The sequence below is a fragment of the Microbacterium sp. LWO13-1.2 genome (assembly GCF_038397725.1).
GTDB lineage: Bacteria > Actinomycetota > Actinomycetes > Actinomycetales > Microbacteriaceae > Microbacterium.
This window is the reverse complement of record NZ_CP151634.1, coordinates 2,779,056-2,797,435: the sequence shown is the minus strand read 5'-3', so window position 1 is coordinate 2,797,435 and position 18,380 is coordinate 2,779,056. Positions and strand designations below refer to the sequence as shown.

Annotated in this window: 23 protein-coding genes and 1 tRNA gene; 5 read left to right on the top strand and 19 right to left on the bottom strand. The window is 66.6% G+C overall.

The annotated features are described in order from the left end of the window. Positions 1 to 48: 48 nt before the first annotated feature. From MRBLWO13_RS13290 to MRBLWO13_RS13270, 5 genes are read right to left on the bottom strand one after another with little or no spacing between them, the layout of a single operon-like run. A complete protein-coding gene (locus tag MRBLWO13_RS13290) occupies positions 49 to 705 on the bottom strand; it encodes an SDR family oxidoreductase (RefSeq protein ID WP_341974468.1) in 657 nt (218 codons plus the stop codon). A 21-nt stretch (positions 706 to 726) separates the two neighbouring features. After that, complete coding sequence (locus MRBLWO13_RS13285; RefSeq protein ID WP_341974466.1) at positions 727 to 1,251, bottom strand: hypothetical protein; 525 nt, start codon at positions 1,249 to 1,251, stop codon at positions 727 to 729. Further along, a complete protein-coding gene (locus MRBLWO13_RS13280) occupies positions 1,248 to 2,036 on the bottom strand; it encodes a hypothetical protein (protein ID WP_341974465.1) in 789 nt (262 codons plus the stop codon). Before MRBLWO13_RS13280 ends, MRBLWO13_RS13285 begins: the two co-directional genes overlap by 4 nt. A 4-nt stretch (positions 2,037 to 2,040) precedes the next feature. Next, on the bottom strand, positions 2,041 to 3,129 hold the full coding sequence (locus tag MRBLWO13_RS13275; protein ID WP_341978397.1) for an NAD(P)-binding domain-containing protein: 1,089 nt from the start codon (positions 3,127 to 3,129) through the stop codon (positions 2,041 to 2,043). A gap of 46 nt (positions 3,130 to 3,175) precedes the next feature. After that, entirely contained in the window at positions 3,176 to 3,616 is a 441-nt protein-coding gene (locus MRBLWO13_RS13270) for a GNAT family N-acetyltransferase (RefSeq protein ID WP_341974464.1), read from the bottom strand. A 115-nt stretch (positions 3,617 to 3,731) separates the two neighbouring features. Between MRBLWO13_RS13270 and MRBLWO13_RS13265 the strand changes: the two genes are divergently transcribed. Further along, positions 3,732 to 3,804, top strand: a tRNA-Ala gene (locus MRBLWO13_RS13265). A 59-nt stretch (positions 3,805 to 3,863) separates the two neighbouring features. On the opposite strand, the gene MRBLWO13_RS13260 is transcribed toward MRBLWO13_RS13265, so the two are convergent. Further along, positions 3,864 to 4,421 (bottom strand): dihydrofolate reductase family protein, encoded by a 558-nt coding sequence (locus tag MRBLWO13_RS13260; RefSeq protein ID WP_341974463.1) that lies wholly within the window; start codon positions 4,419 to 4,421, stop codon positions 3,864 to 3,866. 102 nt (positions 4,422 to 4,523) lie between these two features. Here MRBLWO13_RS13260 and MRBLWO13_RS13255 point away from each other — a divergent pair, with 102 nt between their 5' ends. From MRBLWO13_RS13255 to MRBLWO13_RS13245, 3 genes are all read left to right on the top strand, one after another. Then, positions 4,524 to 5,156, top strand: a complete 633-nt coding sequence (locus tag MRBLWO13_RS13255; RefSeq protein ID WP_341974462.1) for a TetR/AcrR family transcriptional regulator — start codon at positions 4,524 to 4,526, stop codon at positions 5,154 to 5,156. 111 nt (positions 5,157 to 5,267) lie between these two features. Further along, positions 5,268 to 5,471, top strand: coding sequence for a hypothetical protein (locus MRBLWO13_RS13250; RefSeq protein WP_341974461.1), 204 nt, complete (start codon positions 5,268 to 5,270; stop codon positions 5,469 to 5,471). A 13-nt stretch (positions 5,472 to 5,484) separates the two neighbouring features. Further along, positions 5,485 to 6,405 (top strand): CorA family divalent cation transporter, encoded by a 921-nt coding sequence (locus tag MRBLWO13_RS13245; protein ID WP_341974460.1) that lies wholly within the window; start codon positions 5,485 to 5,487, stop codon positions 6,403 to 6,405. A 9-nt stretch (positions 6,406 to 6,414) separates the two neighbouring features. Here the strand turns inward: MRBLWO13_RS13245 and MRBLWO13_RS13240 are convergent, their stop codons facing one another. From MRBLWO13_RS13240 to rplU, 12 genes are all read right to left on the bottom strand, one after another. Further along, positions 6,415 to 6,699: a hypothetical protein gene (locus tag MRBLWO13_RS13240; RefSeq protein ID WP_341974459.1), complete on the bottom strand. Its 285-nt coding sequence runs from the start codon at positions 6,697 to 6,699 to the stop codon at positions 6,415 to 6,417. Between the two features lie 98 nt (positions 6,700 to 6,797). Next, positions 6,798 to 7,103 (bottom strand): hypothetical protein, encoded by a 306-nt coding sequence (locus MRBLWO13_RS13235; protein WP_341974458.1) that lies wholly within the window; start codon positions 7,101 to 7,103, stop codon positions 6,798 to 6,800. A gap of 55 nt (positions 7,104 to 7,158) precedes the next feature. Continuing rightward, positions 7,159 to 8,454, bottom strand: coding sequence for a threonine/serine exporter family protein (locus tag MRBLWO13_RS13230; RefSeq protein WP_341974457.1), 1,296 nt, complete (start codon positions 8,452 to 8,454; stop codon positions 7,159 to 7,161). Positions 8,455 to 8,501: 47 nt separating this feature from the next. Then, a complete protein-coding gene (gene rsfS, locus MRBLWO13_RS13225) occupies positions 8,502 to 8,879 on the bottom strand; it encodes a ribosome silencing factor (RefSeq protein ID WP_341974456.1) in 378 nt (125 codons plus the stop codon). Then, complete coding sequence (locus tag MRBLWO13_RS13220) at positions 8,879 to 10,012, bottom strand: hypothetical protein (RefSeq protein WP_341974455.1); 1,134 nt, start codon at positions 10,010 to 10,012, stop codon at positions 8,879 to 8,881. The genes rsfS and MRBLWO13_RS13220 overlap by 1 nt, the downstream gene beginning before the upstream one ends. Then, positions 10,009 to 10,605 carry a nicotinate-nucleotide adenylyltransferase gene (gene nadD, locus MRBLWO13_RS13215; RefSeq protein WP_341974453.1) on the bottom strand — a complete coding sequence of 199 codons (597 nt, stop codon included), beginning with the start codon at positions 10,603 to 10,605 and terminating at the stop codon, positions 10,009 to 10,011. Before nadD ends, MRBLWO13_RS13220 begins: the two co-directional genes overlap by 4 nt. A 6-nt stretch (positions 10,606 to 10,611) precedes the next feature. Then, positions 10,612 to 10,836 (bottom strand): hypothetical protein, encoded by a 225-nt coding sequence (locus tag MRBLWO13_RS13210; RefSeq protein WP_102192627.1) that lies wholly within the window; start codon positions 10,834 to 10,836, stop codon positions 10,612 to 10,614. A gap of 51 nt (positions 10,837 to 10,887) precedes the next feature. Then, entirely contained in the window at positions 10,888 to 12,141 is a 1,254-nt protein-coding gene (locus tag MRBLWO13_RS13205; RefSeq protein WP_341974452.1) for a glutamate-5-semialdehyde dehydrogenase, read from the bottom strand. Between the two features lie 9 nt (positions 12,142 to 12,150). Further along, positions 12,151 to 12,936 carry a glutamate 5-kinase gene (gene proB / locus MRBLWO13_RS13200; protein WP_341974451.1) on the bottom strand — a complete coding sequence of 262 codons (786 nt, stop codon included), beginning with the start codon at positions 12,934 to 12,936 and terminating at the stop codon, positions 12,151 to 12,153. Then, positions 12,933 to 14,432 (bottom strand): GTPase ObgE, encoded by a 1,500-nt coding sequence (gene obgE, locus MRBLWO13_RS13195; RefSeq protein WP_341974450.1) that lies wholly within the window; start codon positions 14,430 to 14,432, stop codon positions 12,933 to 12,935. Before obgE ends, proB begins: the two co-directional genes overlap by 4 nt. 76 nt (positions 14,433 to 14,508) lie before the next feature. After that, positions 14,509 to 14,766 (bottom strand): 50S ribosomal protein L27, encoded by a 258-nt coding sequence (gene rpmA / locus MRBLWO13_RS13190; RefSeq protein WP_028501603.1) that lies wholly within the window; start codon positions 14,764 to 14,766, stop codon positions 14,509 to 14,511. Positions 14,767 to 14,785: 19 nt separating this feature from the next. Continuing rightward, positions 14,786 to 15,094, bottom strand: a complete 309-nt coding sequence (gene rplU, locus MRBLWO13_RS13185; RefSeq protein ID WP_341974449.1) for a 50S ribosomal protein L21 — start codon at positions 15,092 to 15,094, stop codon at positions 14,786 to 14,788. A 236-nt stretch (positions 15,095 to 15,330) separates the two neighbouring features. On the opposite strand from rplU, the gene MRBLWO13_RS13180 reads away from it, so the two are divergent. Continuing rightward, positions 15,331 to 15,597: a DUF4031 domain-containing protein gene (locus tag MRBLWO13_RS13180; RefSeq protein ID WP_341974448.1), complete on the top strand. Its 267-nt coding sequence runs from the start codon at positions 15,331 to 15,333 to the stop codon at positions 15,595 to 15,597. On the opposite strand, the gene MRBLWO13_RS13175 is transcribed toward MRBLWO13_RS13180, so the two are convergent. After that, positions 15,562 to 18,111, bottom strand: a complete 2,550-nt coding sequence (locus MRBLWO13_RS13175; protein ID WP_341974447.1) for an Rne/Rng family ribonuclease — start codon at positions 18,109 to 18,111, stop codon at positions 15,562 to 15,564. The two genes, MRBLWO13_RS13180 and MRBLWO13_RS13175, sit on opposite strands and share 36 nt — an antisense overlap. Positions 18,112 to 18,380 lie beyond the last annotated feature (269 nt).

Sequence of the window (18,380 nt, the reverse complement as noted above, 5' to 3'; positions counted from 1 at the left end):
CCTACGACGCCTTTTCTCCGGTCGCTGAGCGAGCGGGCGACGCGCCGGTCAGCGGGCGAGGGCGACGTCGATCGGCTCGGAGGATTCCGGGGTTCCGTTGCCGAAGCGGATGGTCCGTCCGATCGTGGGCGACGCTTCCAGCGTTGCGGCGATCACGGCGGCGACATCGGCACGGGACACTGCGCCGCGATCCGAAGGGTCGAGTTCGATCCGCCCGGTCGAGGAGTCGAGCGTGAGCGTACCGGGGGCGAGGATCGTGCCCTCCAGATCCGTCCCTCGCAGATACTCGTCTGCCGCCCACTTCGCGTCGGCGTAGGGAAAGAAGCCGTCGTCCTCGGGGATTCCGTGCTCGGCGGTCGATCCGAGCCACGACACCATGACGTAGCGGCGGACGCCGGCGGCTTCCGCCGCATCCATCGTTCGGATCGCGGCATCGCGATCGACGGCATAGGTCCGCTGCGGAGCACCACCTCCGGCACCCGCCGACCAGACCACCGCATCGTGGGCGCGGATCAGGTCGGCGAGAGCGGCGACATCCAATTCCTCGATATCGGCCACCACGGGCGTCGCCCCGGTCTGCTCGACCTCGGCGGCGTGCGCCGGATTCCGGATGATCGCCGTGACTTCGTCACCACGTGCGACGAGCAGCGGGGCAAGCAGAAGGGCGATGCGGCCGTGGCCGCCGAAAACGATGATGCGGGACATGAGGTCTCCTCTGGTCGGTGCTCAGCGAGGCCGCTGCGAGCCGTCGATGACGAACGCCTGCGGGTGGCTCGGAAGGTAGCGCACGACGACGCTCCCGCTCGATGGGATGGCGTCACGCGCAGGGTAGACGGACGGGGTGAAGAAATTGCTCTCGAGGGTGTACTCGACGCCGTCTGCGGTGGTGAATGTGACCCAGTCCCCATCGATGGTCGCGGTGGTCGGACGGCCGTTCTCGTGGATGTAGGCGCGGGTGACCGGCACTCCGGTCAGACCCAGGATGCCGAGGATCAGAGAACCGAGCATCAGGAAGGCGAGCACCCGGAAGACGATTCGACTGAGACGACCGAGAAACTCACCCCGTGGTCGCGCATCGAGCGTCAGCAGGCCCTCCCGCTCACGGATGCTGCGCAGCCGCCCTCCTGGTGCGGTGCCGCGGGCCGACATCGCGAACAGCCCGAGAAGGGAGAAGCCTGCGATGAAGACCATCGCGTAGCCGTGCGCGACCGGGAAGTTGATCAGCCAGATGAGCGTGTCCATCGGGTTCATCGCCCCTCCTCCTTCTCGATCGTGACGGCGACCGTCTGGGGATCTTCCCTGCGGTAGAACGCCCAGATCGGCGCGCCGACCTGGAATCTCGAGATCGCGTCGGGGTGCACGAACACCGTGGTGTCCGCCTCCCACGTCGACAGGCCCTCCGGTGCCATCAGCACCCGAAGCGCGAGCTCGCTCTGCCCCTCTCGGCGTCGCCCGGTCGGTCGCACGGTCAGGACCGATGCCGGCACCTGAGTTCCCGTGGTGCGCGCCTTCACCAGTCGTGGATCGAGGAGACCGCGCTCGATGCGCCAGTTCAGCATCGCCTCGCGCACCGTCGGGTCGGTGAGGTCGGCGAGCTCGACCGTGTCCTGATCGGTCATGCTGTAGCGCACCGGCAGCGGCTGGCCGACCTGCAGCATCCCAAATTCACTCGCATCCACCAGCATCCGGAGCTGACCGACGAACTCGTCGCCCATGCGCGGCGTCACGCGGATGAACAGGTCGTACTGCGGCACGTCGTTGACCGTGAGGCCGGTGCGTGAGACCTCGACGATCCGCCCGACGCCGATCTGCGCGTCGCCGCGCACGCGCTTGCGGCGGCCGAGGCCGCCCATCGTGCCGCCGAAGGTGAGGAGGAGCCCCCAGGCCACGCCGATCATGATCGGGGCGCCGAGCTTGTCGCCGCCGAACGGAAGGATCGACTGACGCTGATTCACTCCGAACAGGCCCTCCCCGACCCAGATGATGAGCCAGGCCGAGAGCAACAGCCAGATGATCGTGAAGACGATACGGAGCATGCGCTCAGCGTAGCGAGATGGCTCGGTCCGTGTCCTGCAGCGCGCCCGACGCGGCGAGCTGATGCTGTACGCCGCGCGCCGCGGTTCGACCCGCACGATTCGCCCCGATGGTGCTCGCAGACGGGCCGTACCCGACCATCTGCACGCGAGGGTCCCCGACCGCAGTCGTGCCGCGGCCATGGCGGTCGAGCTGAATACCGCCCGCTGCGCTGCGCAGGTGCAAGGGAGCCAGATGACTGATCGCCGGGCGGAAGCCGGTGGCCCAGAGGATGACGTCGACGCGCTCGAACGCACCATCGGCCCAGCGGACCCCGTCAGGCTCGATGCGCGAGAACATCGGTCGTCGTGCGGCATACGCTCCCCGCCGCTCAGCCTCTCGCTCTTGAGCGCGCAGCATGAGGCCGGTGACGCTGACCACGCTCTGCGGTGGGAGCCCCTGGGCGACGCGCTGCTCGACGAGAGCGACAGCGGCGGCACCCGCCTCCGGGGTGAAGTCGGAGGTGATCCAGACGGGCTCGCGCCGGGTCGCCCAGAGCGTGTCGGTGATCGGCGCGAGCGCGCCGATGAACTGCACAGCCGATGCTCCGCCGCCGACGACGAGCACTCGTCTGCCGCGGAAATGCTCGGGGCCGGGGTAGTCGACCGTGTGCAGCTGTTCGCCGAGGAAGGTCTCCATCCCGGGGTAGTGCGGCATGAACGGCTGGGTCCACGTGCCGGTCGCGTTCACGAGGGTACGGGTGCTCCAGGTGCGCTCGCCGGCATGCACGACGAGGATACCGTCGTCGTCCGTCACCTGATCGACACGCACCGGTCGCACGATCGGGAGCGCGTGCGCACGCTCGTACTCCGCGAAGTATGCCGGAACGGCCATATTCGCCCGTTCGCTGTTCCGCGGCGGCGGGGCCGAACCGGGGAGTTCGGCCACCCCGTGCACGTCCTGCATCGTCAGCGCGTCCCAGCGGTGCCGCCAGGCGCCCCCGGCTTCGGCATCCGCGTCGAGGACGACATGATCGATCCCGAGTCTCGTGAGGTGGTACGACGCGGAGAGCCCGGCCTGACCTGCACCGATCACCACGCTCTCAAGAATGCTCACCATGGAGTGAACGCCCCGAGCCTCGGAGTTGTTCCGCCGCTCGAACTCAGAGCGAGATCTGGTAGTGCGTGAACCCCGTGTTCGTCGCGACGCGGTCGTAGAGGGTACGCGCGGTCGCGTTGCCCTCCTGCGTGAGCCAGTAGAGCTTCGCGCAACCGGCTTGTTCGGCCCATTCGCGCACGTGCGCGATCATCGCCCGACCGCTACCGCTGCCACGGGCATCCGGGGCGACGAACAGGTCCTCGAGATAGCAGTACTCCCCCGTGCTCCACGTCGCCGCGTGCGTCAGCCAGTGCACCAGGCCGATCGCATGCCCCTCTTCGTCGATTGCGAGCGCGCCGTGCAGTTCGCGGTCTTTCACGAGACGATCGAACGTGGCGCGAGTGACATCGTCCGCGATCTCGGATTCATAGAACCGCAGGTATCCGGACCACAGAACGGACCATTCCTCGAAGTCGTCTTGCTGGATCGCTCGGATACTCGTCACGGGGTCAGCCTAATCCGCTCGCCCCTCGTGCCACAGGCAGGCTGTTCGATTGGCCCTTCGCCCGATCCGTGTAGTACGCTATTCGAGTTGCCCCGGCTTCTACGGGGCAGCGTTTGGGCCTGTGGCGCAGTTGGTAGCGCACCTGCATGGCATGCAGGGGGTCAGGGGTTCGAATCCCCTCAGGTCCACCGAATCAGAACGATCAAACCTTGCTCGGCGTCAGCGCCAGCAAGGTTTTTTCGTGCGGTCAGCGGGTCTGGTAGCGCACATAGAGCAGCCCGTTTTCGAAGGCACGCTGCTCGACCAGGTCGAGATCGAGACGTACGCCATCGGGGAAGAACCGCTTGCCCCCGCCCACGACGCTCGTGGTGATGAAGAGGTGGTATTCATCCACCAGGCCGGCAGCGATCGCGTGTGCAGCAAGCGTCGGGCCGTCGACGCTGAGGTCGTGATCGGACTCCGCCTTGAGCCGGCGCACAGCGTCCGGGTCGAATGACCGCTCGATCCGGGTCTTCGCGCTCGACACCGACTCGAGCGTGGTCGAGTAGACGACCTTCTCCGCGGCCTGCCAGTCGCGTGCGTACTGCGCGATGTACGGCGGCACATCGGGCAGGGCGTGCGCGGTCTCCCAGAAGACCATCGTCTCGTACATCCGCCGTCCGTAGAGATAGGTACCCAGGTGACGGAACGTGTCACCGATGAACGTGTGCACCTCCTCATCCTCGGCGCCGCTGCCGAGATCGCCCTCCGCCGCTTCGGCGTAGCCGTCGAGCGAGGTGAACATCGAGTAGATGAGCTTGGCCATGTTCGGCTCCTTTACATGAGGTGAGTCGGCTGACTCACTACGGGACGGTACTCCTTTCGTTATGGTGAGTCAAGTGACTCACCTCTGTGTCATACTGGGCGCATGGCACGAGCACTCTCCCAGTACCACCGAGGCGTCGCGGCCGCCAACCGTGCGGCGATCCTGGATGCGTCAACCACCCTGTTCCTCGAGCATGGGTACGATCGGACCTCGCTGGCGCGCGTCGCCGAGAACGCCGGGGTCTCCAAGGCGACGCTGTTCAAACAGTTCCCGACGAAGGCAGAACTCTTCGAAGCGACGGTGCTCGCGGCAGGCGATGTTCCTGGCGGCGAATTCGCAGATCCACCCTCCGAAGACTTTCACGCCGGCCTGGTCGTCCTGGGACTCGCCTATGCCGATTTGCTGTCGCGCCCTCAGATGGAGGACTTGATCCGGGTCGTGATCGCCAACCTGCCGAGATTCCCGGAGTTGCGCGAACGCACCTTCAATTTCGGCACGCTGCCCGTCCTCACTGCGCTGGCGCGCTATTTCAAGACGGCGAATGTGGCCGGGACCGCCATCGTCGAGAACCCCGACGTTGCGGCAGCACAGTTCCTCGGGATGATCTCCACCGTCGTCTTCTGGCCACGCCTCATCCACGGCAACTGGTCGCTCGACGAAGCCGAGACGCACGATGTGGTGGACGAAGCGGCACGGACGATGGTGGCACGCTACGGCGCGCCGACGAGTCGCTGACAGTCGCTCCGGCGCGGCTTATAGCGCCACCCGCACCATCGGTCAAGCGGCTCGGGCGCACAGTCCTTTCGTGGTTACAGTCGACGGACAACCCGGCGAAAGGACGCGATCATGTCGAACATCATCCCCCCGATCATTCCCCTCCCTGCTGACGAGACACCGGACGAGAAGCCGTTCGACGATGACCTCGTCACCACCGAGGTGGACGGAGAGACCACGCTCGATCCCGACATCGACGACGATCTGATCGACAGCGCCACAGCCGATCGTCTCGCTGCCGGCGGCTCAGAGGACGACGAGCGCGACGCATTCTGACCGGCGGCGCGCGATGACGAGACCATGGCACCGCCTGGTGAACCCCTCTCGCGCCGAACTGGAAGTGGCGCAGGCTCAGTTCGGACTCCACCCGCTCATACTCGGCGACCTGGGCGAGCATCGACAGCAGCCGAAGTTCGAGACCTTCGGCGACCACCTGTATCTGTCGATCTGGGATGTCGATCGAGGCGGAGTCGAGTCGGCGACGACCGACGTGGATCTGGCGCTCATCTGGAACGGCGATGTGCTGCTTCTGATCCAACGCGGCGACATCGATGAGATTCGCGACCTTGACGCGTTGCTCGCAGGCCCCGGGCCGGTACTCGTGGATTCGCCGATCACCGCGGCGTATCGAGTTCTCGACGCCATCGTGCATGACTTCGTCGAGCTCGCCGCTCAAGTCGAAGGCGACCTCGACGAACTCGAGGCGGACGTCTTCGACAACCGCGTCCATGAGGACTATCAGCGCATCTACCGTCTGCGTCGGCGGATCGGGCGCATCGATCGGGCCGCGACCGGCCTGTCCGAGGCGCTCAGGGCCGCTCGCCAGGAGTTCGAAGCGGCAACGGCGGATCGCCCTAAGTTGCGCCCTTACTTCCATCATCTCGAACTCGACGCGACGGGCGTTGCCGAACTCTCCGCCAACGAGCACGCCTCTCTCGACGCTCTGGTTTCCAGTCATGAGAGCAATGTCGCCACCCGCCAGAACCAGGACATGCGAACGATCTCCGCGTATGCCGCGCTGCTGGCGATCCCGACCGTGATCGGCGGCCTCTACGGCATGAACTTCAAGAACCTGCCGCTCCTGCGATGGGAGTACGGCTGGGTGGCGGTCGGCGTCTCGATCATCGTGCTCGACGTGGTGGCGTACATCGTCTTCCGCCGTCGCGGCTGGCTCGGCGGAGCGGCCGAGAACAACGGCGGAGAAGAATGATCGGTGCCCTCACGTCGCCAGAAGCGGCGGCAGATGCGGGATGGCGACGGGTCGGGTCGCTCGACTCACACTGTTCACCCGTTCCACTTCCTCGAGCACATCGAACGGCGAGGAGTAGCGGGAAGCGAGCGGCAAGTCGCGCAACCACACGACCTCGACCTCGGTCTCCTCGAGTTCGTACACACAGGCCACCACATGACGTGGATCATGCGCCTCATAGCGAAAGTCATTGATGACCCACTCCGTCGACGTCACTCTGCGCAATGAGTAGCGCGGATCCGGCGTTTCAGACATCTGACATCCCTCCAAGGTTTACTCCCAGGGAGATTGTCCGAGCGCTGTCAGGACAAGAAAAGACCCTTGACAGTTTTGCCCACAGCAGTCAGATGTTCTCAGACGTCGAGCACTTCATCGACGAGCATGATGCCTCCCGTCGAATTGGCTGAGTGCATCAGATCTTCGACCCACTGCATGTTCAACTCGGGCGGCTCCTCCTCGTCGAAGACGAACCGAAGAGGAATCGAAGGATGCAGCCAGATCGTCGACCGACCGCCGGGCTCGCTGTCCGAGTGCTTCCAGGACAGGGTGAAGCTCTCCTGGCGACGGAGCTTGGTGGCGATGACCACCTTGAGGTGCGCGAGTGCACGATCGTCGATGTGGATCGGGCGATCTTCGCCGTCGTACAGAAGGGAACCCATCTGTGAACCGTATCGCAGTTCGGAAGCCGCCCTCTGCGCCGGTGGCTTGGGGAACTCAGGCCACGGGGCCAGGGGCTGAGTGCGTGATGCGCGCCGCATCCGCGATCAATGCCCCCACCTTCGTGCCGATGCAGAGACTCACGAAGATCATCGGTGCAGCCGCCAGCGCTTCGGCATCGAACGATGTCATGGCGACGAGTCCTACGGTGCCGGGCACGAGAAGCAGGAAAGCGGGCTGGAAGGACACGGTCGCCGGCACGGCGAGCGTCACGCGTTCCAGGAGGCGCGCCGCGACGAACAGCAGTGCCGCCGCGATCCCGGTCGCGACGGTGTTACCCGTGAACGGTGTGAGCACGACCAGCGCCGCGTAGGTGCAGGTCATGACAAGAACGCTCACGACCGTCAGACGGAACCCGGCTCCGAAGGCGAGACCGATGCCGACCGCGAGGAAGACCACACCGATCCAGGAGAGCCACAGCGGCGGCAGCGCCTGCCACCCGCCGTGATCCGCGGTGACTCCGGCCGCCTGGCCGACGAGCGCCGCCGAATCCGGATCGATGCGCAGGCCGGTGATCGCTCCGCCGGCGAAGATCCCCGCGCTCATGAAGCCGAGCATGATGATCCCGTAGGTGAGACGCGCCGCCCCCGTCACGATGTCGGCAGCGGTGAGTTCGAGCAGCGCATTGGTGATCAACGCCCCAGGAACGAGCAATGCGATCGGCGCGCAGACCGCGAACAGCGGCACCGGCCCGAGATCGAGCCAGGCATCTGCGGCTCCGACGAGCACCGTCGAGACGAAACTCGCCACGAACGGCACGATCGCAGCCGCGGGGCGGAACCTCGACATGAGCGTCGAGATCAAGCCGACCAGGGCTCCGACCAGCAACGCCAGCACGATCGCCCACCACGGGCAGCGGAACAGCATGGCCAGGCCCATCGACAGCAGTCCGCCGCCCACGAGCCACTGCAGTGTCGGGTGCCGGCGGGGCAGGCCGCGGATCCGTTCGACGTGCGGCGGAACCTGATCGAGGCTGAGCTTGCCGACCTCGAGTCGCCTGGCGAGGCGACTGGCATGCGCGGACTGGCGGAAGGTGAGTTCCGCGCCCGTCGAGGCTCCGATCGTTGTCGCCCCCGCAGTGCGCGGCCGACTGACGAGGACGTGCTGGGGCAGGACGGCGAACGCCAGCGCTTCTTCGGGCGCTGTCGCATCGCGCACCTGCTCGAGCGACGCCCGAACATCGGTCACCGACATGCCGGCGTCGAGCAGCAGCGCTCCGAGGTCGCCGAAGACGACTTCGGCATCGGTGTGCGCGAAATCAGGCGTGTGAATCGGGCCGGTCGTATTTTCCACGAGCGGCAACTCCTCGAGCGTGTCTGCGCGGGGGTCGAGGCGGAGTGCTACTCCCCCGTGACCGTTTCCGCGAGCTGGATCGGAACGACAGGGCAGTCCTTCCAGAGGCGCTCCAGGCCGTAGTAGACCCGCTCCTCCTGGTGGAAGACGTGCACGATGAGGTCGCCGAAGTCCAGGAGCACCCAGCGGGCCTCCGACCGGCCTTCGCGGCGCACGCGCTTGTGCCCGGCCTCGATGAGGGTGTCTTCGATCTCATCAGCGATCGCGGCGACGTTCCGCTCGCTGTTTCCGGTGACGAGCAGGAAGATGTCGACGAGCGGAAGCGGCTCGGAGACGTTGAGCGCGACGAGGTCCTCTCCGCCCTTCGAGGCGGCGGCGTTGGCTGCAAGCTGCAGCATCTCTTCGGCGGTTTCAGGTGATTGCATCAGAACACATTCGTGGTGAAGGCGACGATGAGAGCGACCGCCAGTGCGAGGGCCAGACCACCGGCGGTGATCGCCAGAGTCAGCATGAGTTTGTTGCCCTTCTCAGGGGCAGGGGGGCGGATGACTTCACCGGCGGACTTCATCGTGCTGATCGCGGCGCTCGCGGCGATCGGCGTCGGCGAGGATGCCGGCGCCAGTTCACCGTCGATGAGAACCGCGTCGACGTCCTTGCCGTCGGTGGTCCCGTGTGCGTGCCCCTGGGACCCGAGCCCCTGGGGCAGCTCGTAAGAGCCGGTGACGAGCACTTCACCGGTGGAGGCGACGGGACCCGAGAGGGACCCCTCTCCCGGGGACTGCGTGAAGATCAGTGCGCTGGGTGCGATGTGCTGCGATCCGGTCGAGTCGTTCACCGTGAGCAGCTCGTCGAAGGAAGGGGCGAACGGCTTGTGGTCGGCGTCATCACCGAGCAGTCCTCGCCCGAAGGCGGGGCTCACCGTGGGTCGTTCCTCGGCGCGGACATTCGTATCGTCGACCGCGGCCGGCGCGATTTCGTCGTCTTCCGTTGATTCCCGGGAAGTGTCTTCGAAGAGCGTGCCGACCCCGTCGGTTTCCGCAGGAGCGTCCGCGGCGGCGGATTCTTCTCCGGGCGTTGCGGAGTCTTCAATTCTGCTGAAAAGCGGAACGCTGGTGACCATCTCGGCTTCGACGGCCTCGGCGGGCTCCGCGGGCGGCACGGCCTCGGCGGGCTCCGCGGGCGGCACGGCCTCGACGGTCTCAGCGAGCTCGACAGCCTCGACGATTTCAGGCGCCTCGGCATCCGCCGTTTCGATGGAGATGAGGTCTTCGGCAGGAGTCTCGGGCGCAGGATCTGCGATGGGGACCGAACCCGTTCGGATCCGCTCCTGCTCGCGCACCTGGCGGCGCGTCAGTCGCCCCGCCGCTTCGTCGGATTCATCGACGGACGCGGTCTGCTCGACCGGTGCGACAGGTTGTGAGACCGGCGGAACCACCGGCGGCGCCGCCGCAGCGGCTGCCTCCTCCGCCGTGATGACGGGCGTGGAACCGGTCAGCCGGATCTCGCGCAACTGCTTGCGCGTCAGCGGACCGTGTCCTTGCTGATCCGATGTACTCATGCCTTGCTCCGATACAGATGATGCTTTGCGATGTATTGAACGACTCCGTCGGGAACGAGGTACCAGACGGGTTCATCTTCGCGGACCCGCTGCCGGCAGTTCGTCGACGAGATCGACAGTGCCGGCACTTCCAACTGACTGACGTGATCTCCCGGGAGTCCGTCCGTGCTCAGGACGTGCCCTGGACGGGAGACCGCGACGAAATGCGCCAAGTCCCACAACTCATCATGGTCTCTCCAACTGAGAATTTGCGCTACGGCATCCGCACCGGTGATGAAGAAGAACTCTGCGTCGGGTCGATCTCGCTTCAGATCGCGCAACGTGTCGATGGTGTACGTCGGCCCCTCGCGGTCGATATCGACCCGGCTGGTGGTGAAATCAGGGTTCGAGGCCGTTGCGATCACCGTCATCAGATAGCGGTGCTCGCTGGCCGTGACCTCTTCCTTCTGCCACGGTCGTCCGGTCGGGACGAAGATCACTTCGTCGAGATCGAAAGAGTGCGCGACCTCGCTGGCTGCGACCAGGTGACCGTGATGGATCGGGTCGAAGGTACCGCCCATCACGCCGATGCGCGGAGCACGCGAGGTCTCCATGGGGGCCTAGTGGCCGTGCCCCGCCCCGTGGCCGTCCTTGCCGTGCTTCGCCGCCCATGCCTCCGCCTTCGCCGAGTGACGGTTGGCCACGTTGCGGTACGAGAGGGTCACGAACCCGAGGAAGGCGAATCCGAGCGCGGCGATGACACCGAAGATGAGGGTTTCGAGCGCGACGTTTCCGTGATGCTCGGTTTCCGCTGCAGCCATCGCGATCTGTGCGATGAGGTTCATCCTGACTCCGTTCGTGACCGGGTGCGAGAAGACGCCTGTCCATCCTATCGCTCAGCCGCGGGTCTGCCCCGATCCGCGCGCCAGCCACTTCGTGCTCGTCAGCTCGCTGAGCCCCATCGGGCCGCGCGCGTGCAGTTTCTGCGTCGAGATGCCCACCTCGGCGCCGAATCCGAATTCACCGCCGTCGGTGAACCGCGTGGAGGTGTTCACCATCACCACTGCGGAGTCGACCTCGGCGAGGAAACGCTCGGCGTTGCGTGAGTCTGTCGTGATGATCGACTCGGTGTGCCCCGTGCTGTACCGGCGGATGTGGTCGAGCGCGTCGTCCAGGGAATCGACGACCTTCATGGCGATGTCGAGGCTCAGATACTCGGTCGCCCAGTCCTCCTCGGTCGCGGGGATGACACCGGTGACGAGTCCGGCCACGATGTCGTCACCGTGGATCGCCACGCCCTCGCTCTGCAGCGCGCTCGCGACGAGCGGGATCAGGCTCGGAGCCGCCTGCCGCAGCACGAGGACGGTCTCCACGGCATTGCACACGCTCGGCCGCTGCACCTTGGCGTTGACGACGATGTCGCGCGCCCAGTCGGCCGGCGCGGTCTCGTCGAGCACGATGTGGACGTTGCCGGCACCGGTCTCGATCACTGGAACCGTCGATTCGGTGACCACCGTCTCGATCAGCCCCGCGCTGCCGCGAGGCACGAGCACGTCGATGAATCCACGACCGTGCATCAGCGCCTTCGCACCATCCCGACCGAAATCATCCACGGTCTGGATCGCCTCCGCGGTGACACCGCCGCCCTCCAGGGCATCGCGCATCACCTGCACGAGCACCGAATTCGAGTCGCGAGCGGCACTCCCGCCGCGCAGCACGACCGCATTGCCGGAGCGCAGCGCGAGAGCGGCGATGTCGACGGTCACGTTCGGGCGGGCCTCGTAGATGGCGCCCACGACCCCGAAAGGCACTCGGATCTGCTGCAGGGCGACACCATTCGGCATCCGATGCCCGCCGACGACCTGGCCGACCGGATCAGGGAGAGCGGCGATCTGGCGCACGGCGGCTGCCAGGTCGCTCACCCGCTTCTCGTCCAGACGGAGCCGGTCGATCAGCGATTCGCCGATGCCCTCCTCGCGGCCACGGGCGATGTCTCGATCGTTCGCCGCGATGATCCGCGGGGCTTCCGCCTCCAGCGCGACCGCGATCGCCTCGAGCACACGCACCTTGTCGTCGCTGGTGAGTGCGGCCGTGGCACGTGAGGCCTCCTTGGCGCGCTCCAGGCGCACCTGCGGGGTCTGGTCGGTCATCCGCCCAGTTTAGTCAGCGGCGGGTTCGAACCAGGTGCCGATGTCATCGCCGGCGAGGGCTCTGTCGACGAGATCGGCGCTGGTGACCAGCACCCCGATCCCGGATGCGGCAGCCAGCCGTGCCGCAGAGACCTTGGTCGCCGCTCCCCCGGTGCCGACGCTGTTCACGACCGTCGCGCCGAACTCGAGGCCGGAAAGGTCGGCATCCGCAGCGACGACGTCGATCGGCTGCGCACCGGGGTCAGACGGCGGCTTCGTGTACAGCGACTCGATGTCGCTGAGCAGCACCAGAGCATCCGCCCCGACCAGCTGCGCGACGAGCGCACCCAGGCGGTCGTTGTCGCCGAAGCGGATCTCCTGGGTCGCCACCGTGTCGTTCTCGTTGACGATCGGGATGATCCGCAGCCCCAGCAGCCGCTCCATCGCACGACGGGCATTGCTGCGAGAGGTCGGATTCTCCAGATCACCCGTCGTCAGCAGCACCTGGCCGGCGATGATCCCGAACTTGTGCAGCGCCTCCTGGTAGCGGTAGATGAGCACGTTCTGACCGACCGCTGCCGCCGCCTGCTGCGTGGCGAGGTCGGTGGGCCGCGCATCGAGGTTCAGGAGCGGGATGCCGGACGCGATCGCACCGGAGGAGACGAGCACCACCTCTGCGCCGCGTGCGTGCGCCGCTGCCAGCGCCTCCACGAGCACCGGGATGCGCCAGGAGGACTCACCGCTGATCGAGGAGGAGCCCACCTTCACGACGATGCGCGTGGCGGTCGCGAGGTCGGCTCTGACGCGAGCCGTCACTCGTCGGCTCCCAGATTGCTGGCGCGACGCTTGGCCTCCAGTTCCGCACGTGCTTCTGCCTTGGCATCCATCCGCTCGTAGTACTGCTCACGGCGCTCAGATGTCGTGCGGCGCGCATTGGGGGCGAGACGCGGGTCGGTACCGCGAGGAGCGGTCATCAGCTCGGCTGCCGAGCGCATGGTCGGCTCCCAGTCGAAGATCATGCTGTCGCCCTCGCCGATGACCACGGTCGAACCGGGAGTTGCGCCGAGGCGGAACAGTTCGTCTTCGACGCCGAGCTTCTCGAGGCGGTCGGCGAAGTAGCCGATCGCCTCTTCGTTCTGGAAATCCGTCTGCTGCATCCAGCGCACCGGCTTCTCGCCGAGAATGCGGTAGTAGTTGCCGTACGAGCCGCCGTCGATGCGGATCGTGAATTCTTTCTTGGAGCCCTTCGGCCGGATGACGACGCGCTCGTGGGTCACGTCGACAGCAGTATCGGCCTTGTGCTTCTCGACGATCTCGCCGAGCGCGTAGGTCAGCGGGCGGAGTCCTTCGTGGGAGATCGTGGAGATCTCGAAGACTCGGAAGCCACGCGCCTCGAGGTCGGGGCGGACCAGCTCGGCGAGATCGCGGGCCTCCGGCACATCGATCTTGTTGAGCGCGATGAGCTGCGGGCGCTCCAGCAGCGGCGTCTGCCCCTCGGGAACTTCGTAGGCGGCGAGCTCGGCGAGGATCACGTCGAGATCGGAGATCGGGTCTCGGCCGGGCTCCAGCGTCGCGCAGTCCAGGACGTGCAGAAGGGCAGAGCAGCGCTCGACGTGGCGGAGGAACTCGAGGCCGAGACCGCGGCCCTCGCTCGCGCCTTCGACCAGCCCTGGCACGTCGGCGACCGTGTAGCGGGACTCACCGGCCTGCACCACGCCGAGGTTGGGATGCAGCGTCGTGAAGGGGTACTCGGCGATCTTCGGGCGAGCGGCCGAGATCGCGCCGATCAGGCTCGACTTCCCGGCAGAGGGGTAACCGACGAGAGCGACATCCGCCACTGTCTTCAGCTCGAGGACGACATCGCCCTCGAAGCCGGGTGTGCCCAGCAGCGCGAAACCGGGCGCCTTGCGCTTCGGAGAGGCGAGTGCCGCGTTTCCGAGACCGCCCTGTCCGCCCTTGGCGACGACGAATCGCTCGCCAGGGATGATCATGTCGATCAGTACCTCACCGGCCGGGTTCTTCACCACAGTGCCGACGGGAACGGGAAGCTCGAGAGTCTCGCCCAGCGCACCGGAGCGGTGATCGCCCATACCGGGCCCGCCGTTGCCCGAAGAGCGGTGCGGAGAGTGGTGGTACGTCAGCAGCGTGCCGGTCTGCGGGTCCGCGACGAGCACGATGTCACCGCCGTCGCCGCCGTTGCCGCCGTCGGGGCCGCCGAGCGGCTTGAACTTCTCCCGGTGCACCGAGACACAGCCACCGCCGCCCTTGCCCGCGCGCAGATGCAGCGTCACGGTGTCGACGAATGAAACCATGTCGAAAACTCCCCTTGGATACACGGACGGGGCGAGCCGAAGCCCGCCCCGAACCGGATGAAATGCTGTGCTGTGATTACTCAGCAGCGGCGACGATGTTGACGACCTTGCGGCCGCCCTTCGCGCCGAACTGCACTGCGCCCGCTGCGAGAGCGAACAGCGTGTCGTCGCCACCACGGCCGACGTTCACGCCGGGGTGGAAGTGGGTGCCGCGCTGGCGGACGATGATCTCGCCGGCGAGAACCTGCTGACCGCCGAAGCGCTTGACGCCAAGTCGCTGTGCGTTGGAGTCACGACCGTTACGGGTAGAGCTCGCGCCCTTTTTATGTGCCATGTCTTAGTCTCCTCCGTGCTTACTTGATGCCGGTGATCTTGACGCGCGTGAGCTCCTGACGGTGGCCCTGGCGCTTCTTGTAGCCGGTCTTGTTCTTGTACTTCTGGATGATGATCTTCGGGCCGCGGAGGTTGCCGATGACCTCAGCAGTGACCTTGACCTTCGCCAGCGTGTCAGCGTCGGTGGTCACCGTGGTGCCGTCGACGAGCAGCACGGCGGGCAGCTCGATGTTCTCGCCCTGGGCAGCCCGAACACGGTCGAGCTGAACGATGGTGCCGACCTCCACCTTCTCCTGCCGGCCACCGGCGCGCACTACTGCGTAAACCACTTCATACCTGTTTCGTTGGGGAGCTCGCGGCTCCGAGAATCTCACGGGAAGACTGTTGCTTGCATTCATCGCGGGGCGATGGGTGCGAACACAAGACTTTCCGCACCGCCCGACGAGGACGGAACGGCATACGCACCAAGGGACTACTTTACCGGATGCAGGACCATGTCGCAAAGCGAGCCGGTCGGTGTGTCTGGTCGGCCGATCGCCTGCCGGACGCGAATAGGCTTGGCGACGTGACCGTTCTCGTCGACGACCCGCTGTGGCCCGCGCACGGCCGGCTCTGGGCGCACCTCGTCAGCGACGCGAGCCTGGCGGAGCTGCATGACTTCGCCCGTGCCCACGACGTTCCCGCGCGATCCTTCGACCTCGACCATTACGACGTTCCCGCAGAGCTCATCCCCCGGCTCGTCGCCGCAGGCGCCGAGCCGGTGGGCGGCAAGGAACTGGTCCGGAGACTGATCGCCTCAGGACTCCGGATTCCCGCTCGCGACCGGCGCTGAGGCCTCGGCGTTCACCGAGACCGGAGTGCCGGTGAGCGCGGCCGTGCTCACCCGACGGCGCCCGCGTCCCTGACCCGGAGCCTTCGGCTCAGGAAGGGCATCGAGCACCGAGTCGAGCAGCTGCTCGGCCGGGGACTTGGGTGCGTTGCGCTCCGAGTTGCGCTTCTTGCGCGGCTTCTTCGCGCGCTCCGGCTGAGCAGCCTGCACCGGCTCTACGGCGAGAGCCGCATCCGGGGTCTCCTCGACGCGGGGCGCGACGGTGGAGGCGGCGATCTGCGCGAGCGCTGACTTCGCGCCCTCGGGGATGCTGTGCGTGACGGTACTCGCGGGCGGAGCGCTCTGGCTCTGTCCGTTGCCGCCGCGCTGACGGCGATTGTTGCTGCTGCTCTGGCCGTTGCCGTTCGTGCTGGCACGGTGCTTGACGACCGGGTCGTGGTGCACGATGACGCCTCGGCCGGCGCAGACCTCGCAGGCCTCGCTGAAGGTCTCGAGCAGCCCGAGACCGAGCTTCTTGCGGGTCATCTGCACGAGGCCGAGCGAGGTGACCTCGGCGACCTGGTGCTTGGTGCGGTCGCGGCTGAGGCACTCGATGAGGCGGCGCAGCACGAGGTCGCGATTGGACTCGAGCACCATGTCGATGAAGTCGACGACGATGATTCCGCCGATGTCGCGCAGCCGCAGCTGGCGGACGATCTCCTCGGCGGCCTCGAGGTTGTTCTTGGTGACGGTCTCCTCGAGGTTTCCGCCGGAGCCGACGAACTTGCCGGTGTTCACGTCGACGACGGTCATCGCCTCGGTGCGGTCGATCACGAGCGAACCGCCGGAGGGCAGCCAGACCTTGCGGTCCAGGGCCTTCTCGATCTGCTCGGTGATGCGGAAGGCATCGAAAGGATCGGTCTCGTCCTCGTAGGCTTCGACGCGCTCCAGAAGATCCGGGGCGACACTCTCGAGGTAGGCGCGGATGGTCCCCTGGGACTCATCGCCCTGGATGAGCATCTTCGTGAAGTCCTCGTTGAAGACATCGCGGACGATCTTCACGAGCAGGTCGGGCTCGGCGTGCAGCAGTGCTGGAGCCTGCTGATTCTCGACCTGCTTCTGGATGTGCTCCCACTGCGTGGTGAGACGCTGCACGTCGCGCGTCAGCTGGTCCTCGGTGGCGCCCTCGGCCGCGGTGCGGACGATCACGCCGCTGGACTCGGGGAGCACCTCCTTGAGGATGCGCTTGAGGCGCGCACGCTCGTTGTCGGGGAGCTTGCGGCTGATGCCGTTCATCGAGCCGCCGGGCACGTACACGAGGTAGCGGCCCGGGAGCGAGATCTGGCTGGTCAGTCGGGCGCCCTTGTGGCCGATGGGGTCCTTGGTGACCTGCACGAGCACGCGATCGCCGGGCTTGAGCGCCAATTCGATGCGGCGGGGCTGGTTGCCCGTCTCGACGCCGTCCCAGTCGACCTCACCGGAGTACAGCACGGCGTTGCGGCCGCGGCCGATGTCGACGAACGCGGCCTCCATGCTCGGGAGCACGTTCTGCACGCGTCCGAGGTAGACGTTGCCGATCAGGGATGCGTCCTGGTTGCGGGCCACGTAGTGCTCGACGAGAACGCCGTCCTCGAGGACACCGATCTGGGTGCGGCCGTTCTTGGAGCGGACGACCATCTTGCGGTCGACGGACTCACGGCGGGCGAGGAACTCGGCCTCGGTCACCACGGGACGCCGGCGACCGGCGTCGCGTCCGTCGCGACGGCGCTGCTTCTTCGCCTCGAGCCTGGTCGAGCCCTTGATGGCCTTCGGCTCGGTGATGTACTCGACGACGCGCTGGCGCTGACGCGGCTCTTCGCGCTGCTGCTCGTCGACCTCGACTCCGCCACGACGGCGACGGCCGCGACGAGCGGATGCCGGCTCGTCCTGGTCCCGCTCGACGTTGCGGTCGAATTCACGATCGAAGCTCCGGTCCGCATTGCGATCGAAGTTGCGCTCGCGCCCCTGACGGGCCGGGAGCGGCACGATCTCAGGAGCGTAGAAGGAGAGGCGGGTGGAGACCTGCGACACGAACACCTCGGGGAGGAGCCCGAGAGAAACCGCGGTGAGCGGCTCCGGCGCGGCCGGCGTGGCGACGGGAGCAGCCTCTTCGGGAGCATCCTCGACAGGCGCAGCCTCTGCAGGCGCAGCCTCTACGGATGCTTCCTCTGCAGGCGCGTCCTCAACAGGCGCGTCCTCAACAGGCGCTTCCTCAATAGGCGCTTCATCAACAGGCGCTTCATCAACAGGCGCTTCGTCGACGGGCGCGTCCTCGACGGGCGCGTCCTCAACCGGCGCGTCCTCGACAGACGCTTCAGCGGATGTCGAGGCAACAGTTGGAGCCGTCTCGTCGGGCGCGTCGATCGCCTCGGTGGCGTCCTCGGCGGTCACGTCGTCGGCGGCATCCTCGGGGGGCGCCGCGTGTTCCGTCAGAGAATCCGCGGCGTCAGCCGGGAAGTCGAGGGTGGAGGCGTTGTTGTCATTGTTGTCATCGGCCATCTCTGGCTTACTCCCTGCGCGGGGCACTGAGTGCTCCGCGAAATCTCGTGCGACACCCGCAGGTGCCGCGAACTCACACGGTGTGCGACCGGCTCATGGCTCTGGTCACGTGGGGCATAGGACCCCGAAGTCTGCGTCGATGCGTGTCACGGCAAGGCCGTGCGGTGCATCACAGATCATTATCGCACCAAGTTCGCCCGTTCGCGGCATCCGACCTCGCGCGCGCCGCGCGCTTCACGTCCCGCGCATAGCCGACGCTGAGATAATCC

Bases quoted from the DNA above. Each gene is read 5' to 3' on its own strand.
- nadD (WP_341974453.1), bottom strand. From the start codon at position 10,605: ATGGAGACCTCGCGTGCTCCGCGCATCGGCGTGATGGGCGGTACCTTC.
- MRBLWO13_RS13175 (WP_341974447.1), bottom strand. From the start codon at position 18,111: ATGGCCGATGACAACAATGACAACAACGCCTCCACCCTCGACTTCCCG.
- MRBLWO13_RS13235 (WP_341974458.1), bottom strand. From the start codon at position 7,103: ATGGGTTCCCTTCTGTACGACGGCGAAGATCGCCCGATCCACATCGAC.
- obgE (WP_341974450.1), bottom strand. From the start codon at position 14,432: ATGGTTTCATTCGTCGACACCGTGACGCTGCATCTGCGCGCGGGCAAG.
- MRBLWO13_RS13220 (WP_341974455.1), bottom strand. From the start codon at position 10,012: ATGAGTACATCGGATCAGCAAGGACACGGTCCGCTGACGCGCAAGCAG.
- MRBLWO13_RS13290 (WP_341974468.1), bottom strand. From the start codon at position 705: ATGTCCCGCATCATCGTTTTCGGCGGCCACGGCCGCATCGCCCTTCTG.
- MRBLWO13_RS13255 (WP_341974462.1), top strand. From the start codon at position 4,524: ATGGCACGAGCACTCTCCCAGTACCACCGAGGCGTCGCGGCCGCCAAC.
- MRBLWO13_RS13240 (WP_341974459.1), bottom strand. From the start codon at position 6,699: ATGTCTGAAACGCCGGATCCGCGCTACTCATTGCGCAGAGTGACGTCG.
- MRBLWO13_RS13205 (WP_341974452.1), bottom strand. From the start codon at position 12,141: ATGACCGACCAGACCCCGCAGGTGCGCCTGGAGCGCGCCAAGGAGGCC.
- rpmA (WP_028501603.1), bottom strand. From the start codon at position 14,766: ATGGCACATAAAAAGGGCGCGAGCTCTACCCGTAACGGTCGTGACTCC.
- MRBLWO13_RS13260 (WP_341974463.1), bottom strand. From the start codon at position 4,421: ATGGCCAAGCTCATCTACTCGATGTTCACCTCGCTCGACGGCTACGCC.
- MRBLWO13_RS13245 (WP_341974460.1), top strand. From the start codon at position 5,485: ATGACGAGACCATGGCACCGCCTGGTGAACCCCTCTCGCGCCGAACTG.
- MRBLWO13_RS13280 (WP_341974465.1), bottom strand. From the start codon at position 2,036: ATGCTCCGTATCGTCTTCACGATCATCTGGCTGTTGCTCTCGGCCTGG.
- MRBLWO13_RS13250 (WP_341974461.1), top strand. From the start codon at position 5,268: ATGTCGAACATCATCCCCCCGATCATTCCCCTCCCTGCTGACGAGACA.
- rsfS (WP_341974456.1), bottom strand. From the start codon at position 8,879: ATGCAATCACCTGAAACCGCCGAAGAGATGCTGCAGCTTGCAGCCAAC.
- MRBLWO13_RS13285 (WP_341974466.1), bottom strand. From the start codon at position 1,251: ATGAACCCGATGGACACGCTCATCTGGCTGATCAACTTCCCGGTCGCG.
- MRBLWO13_RS13210 (WP_102192627.1), bottom strand. From the start codon at position 10,836: ATGAACCTCATCGCACAGATCGCGATGGCTGCAGCGGAAACCGAGCAT.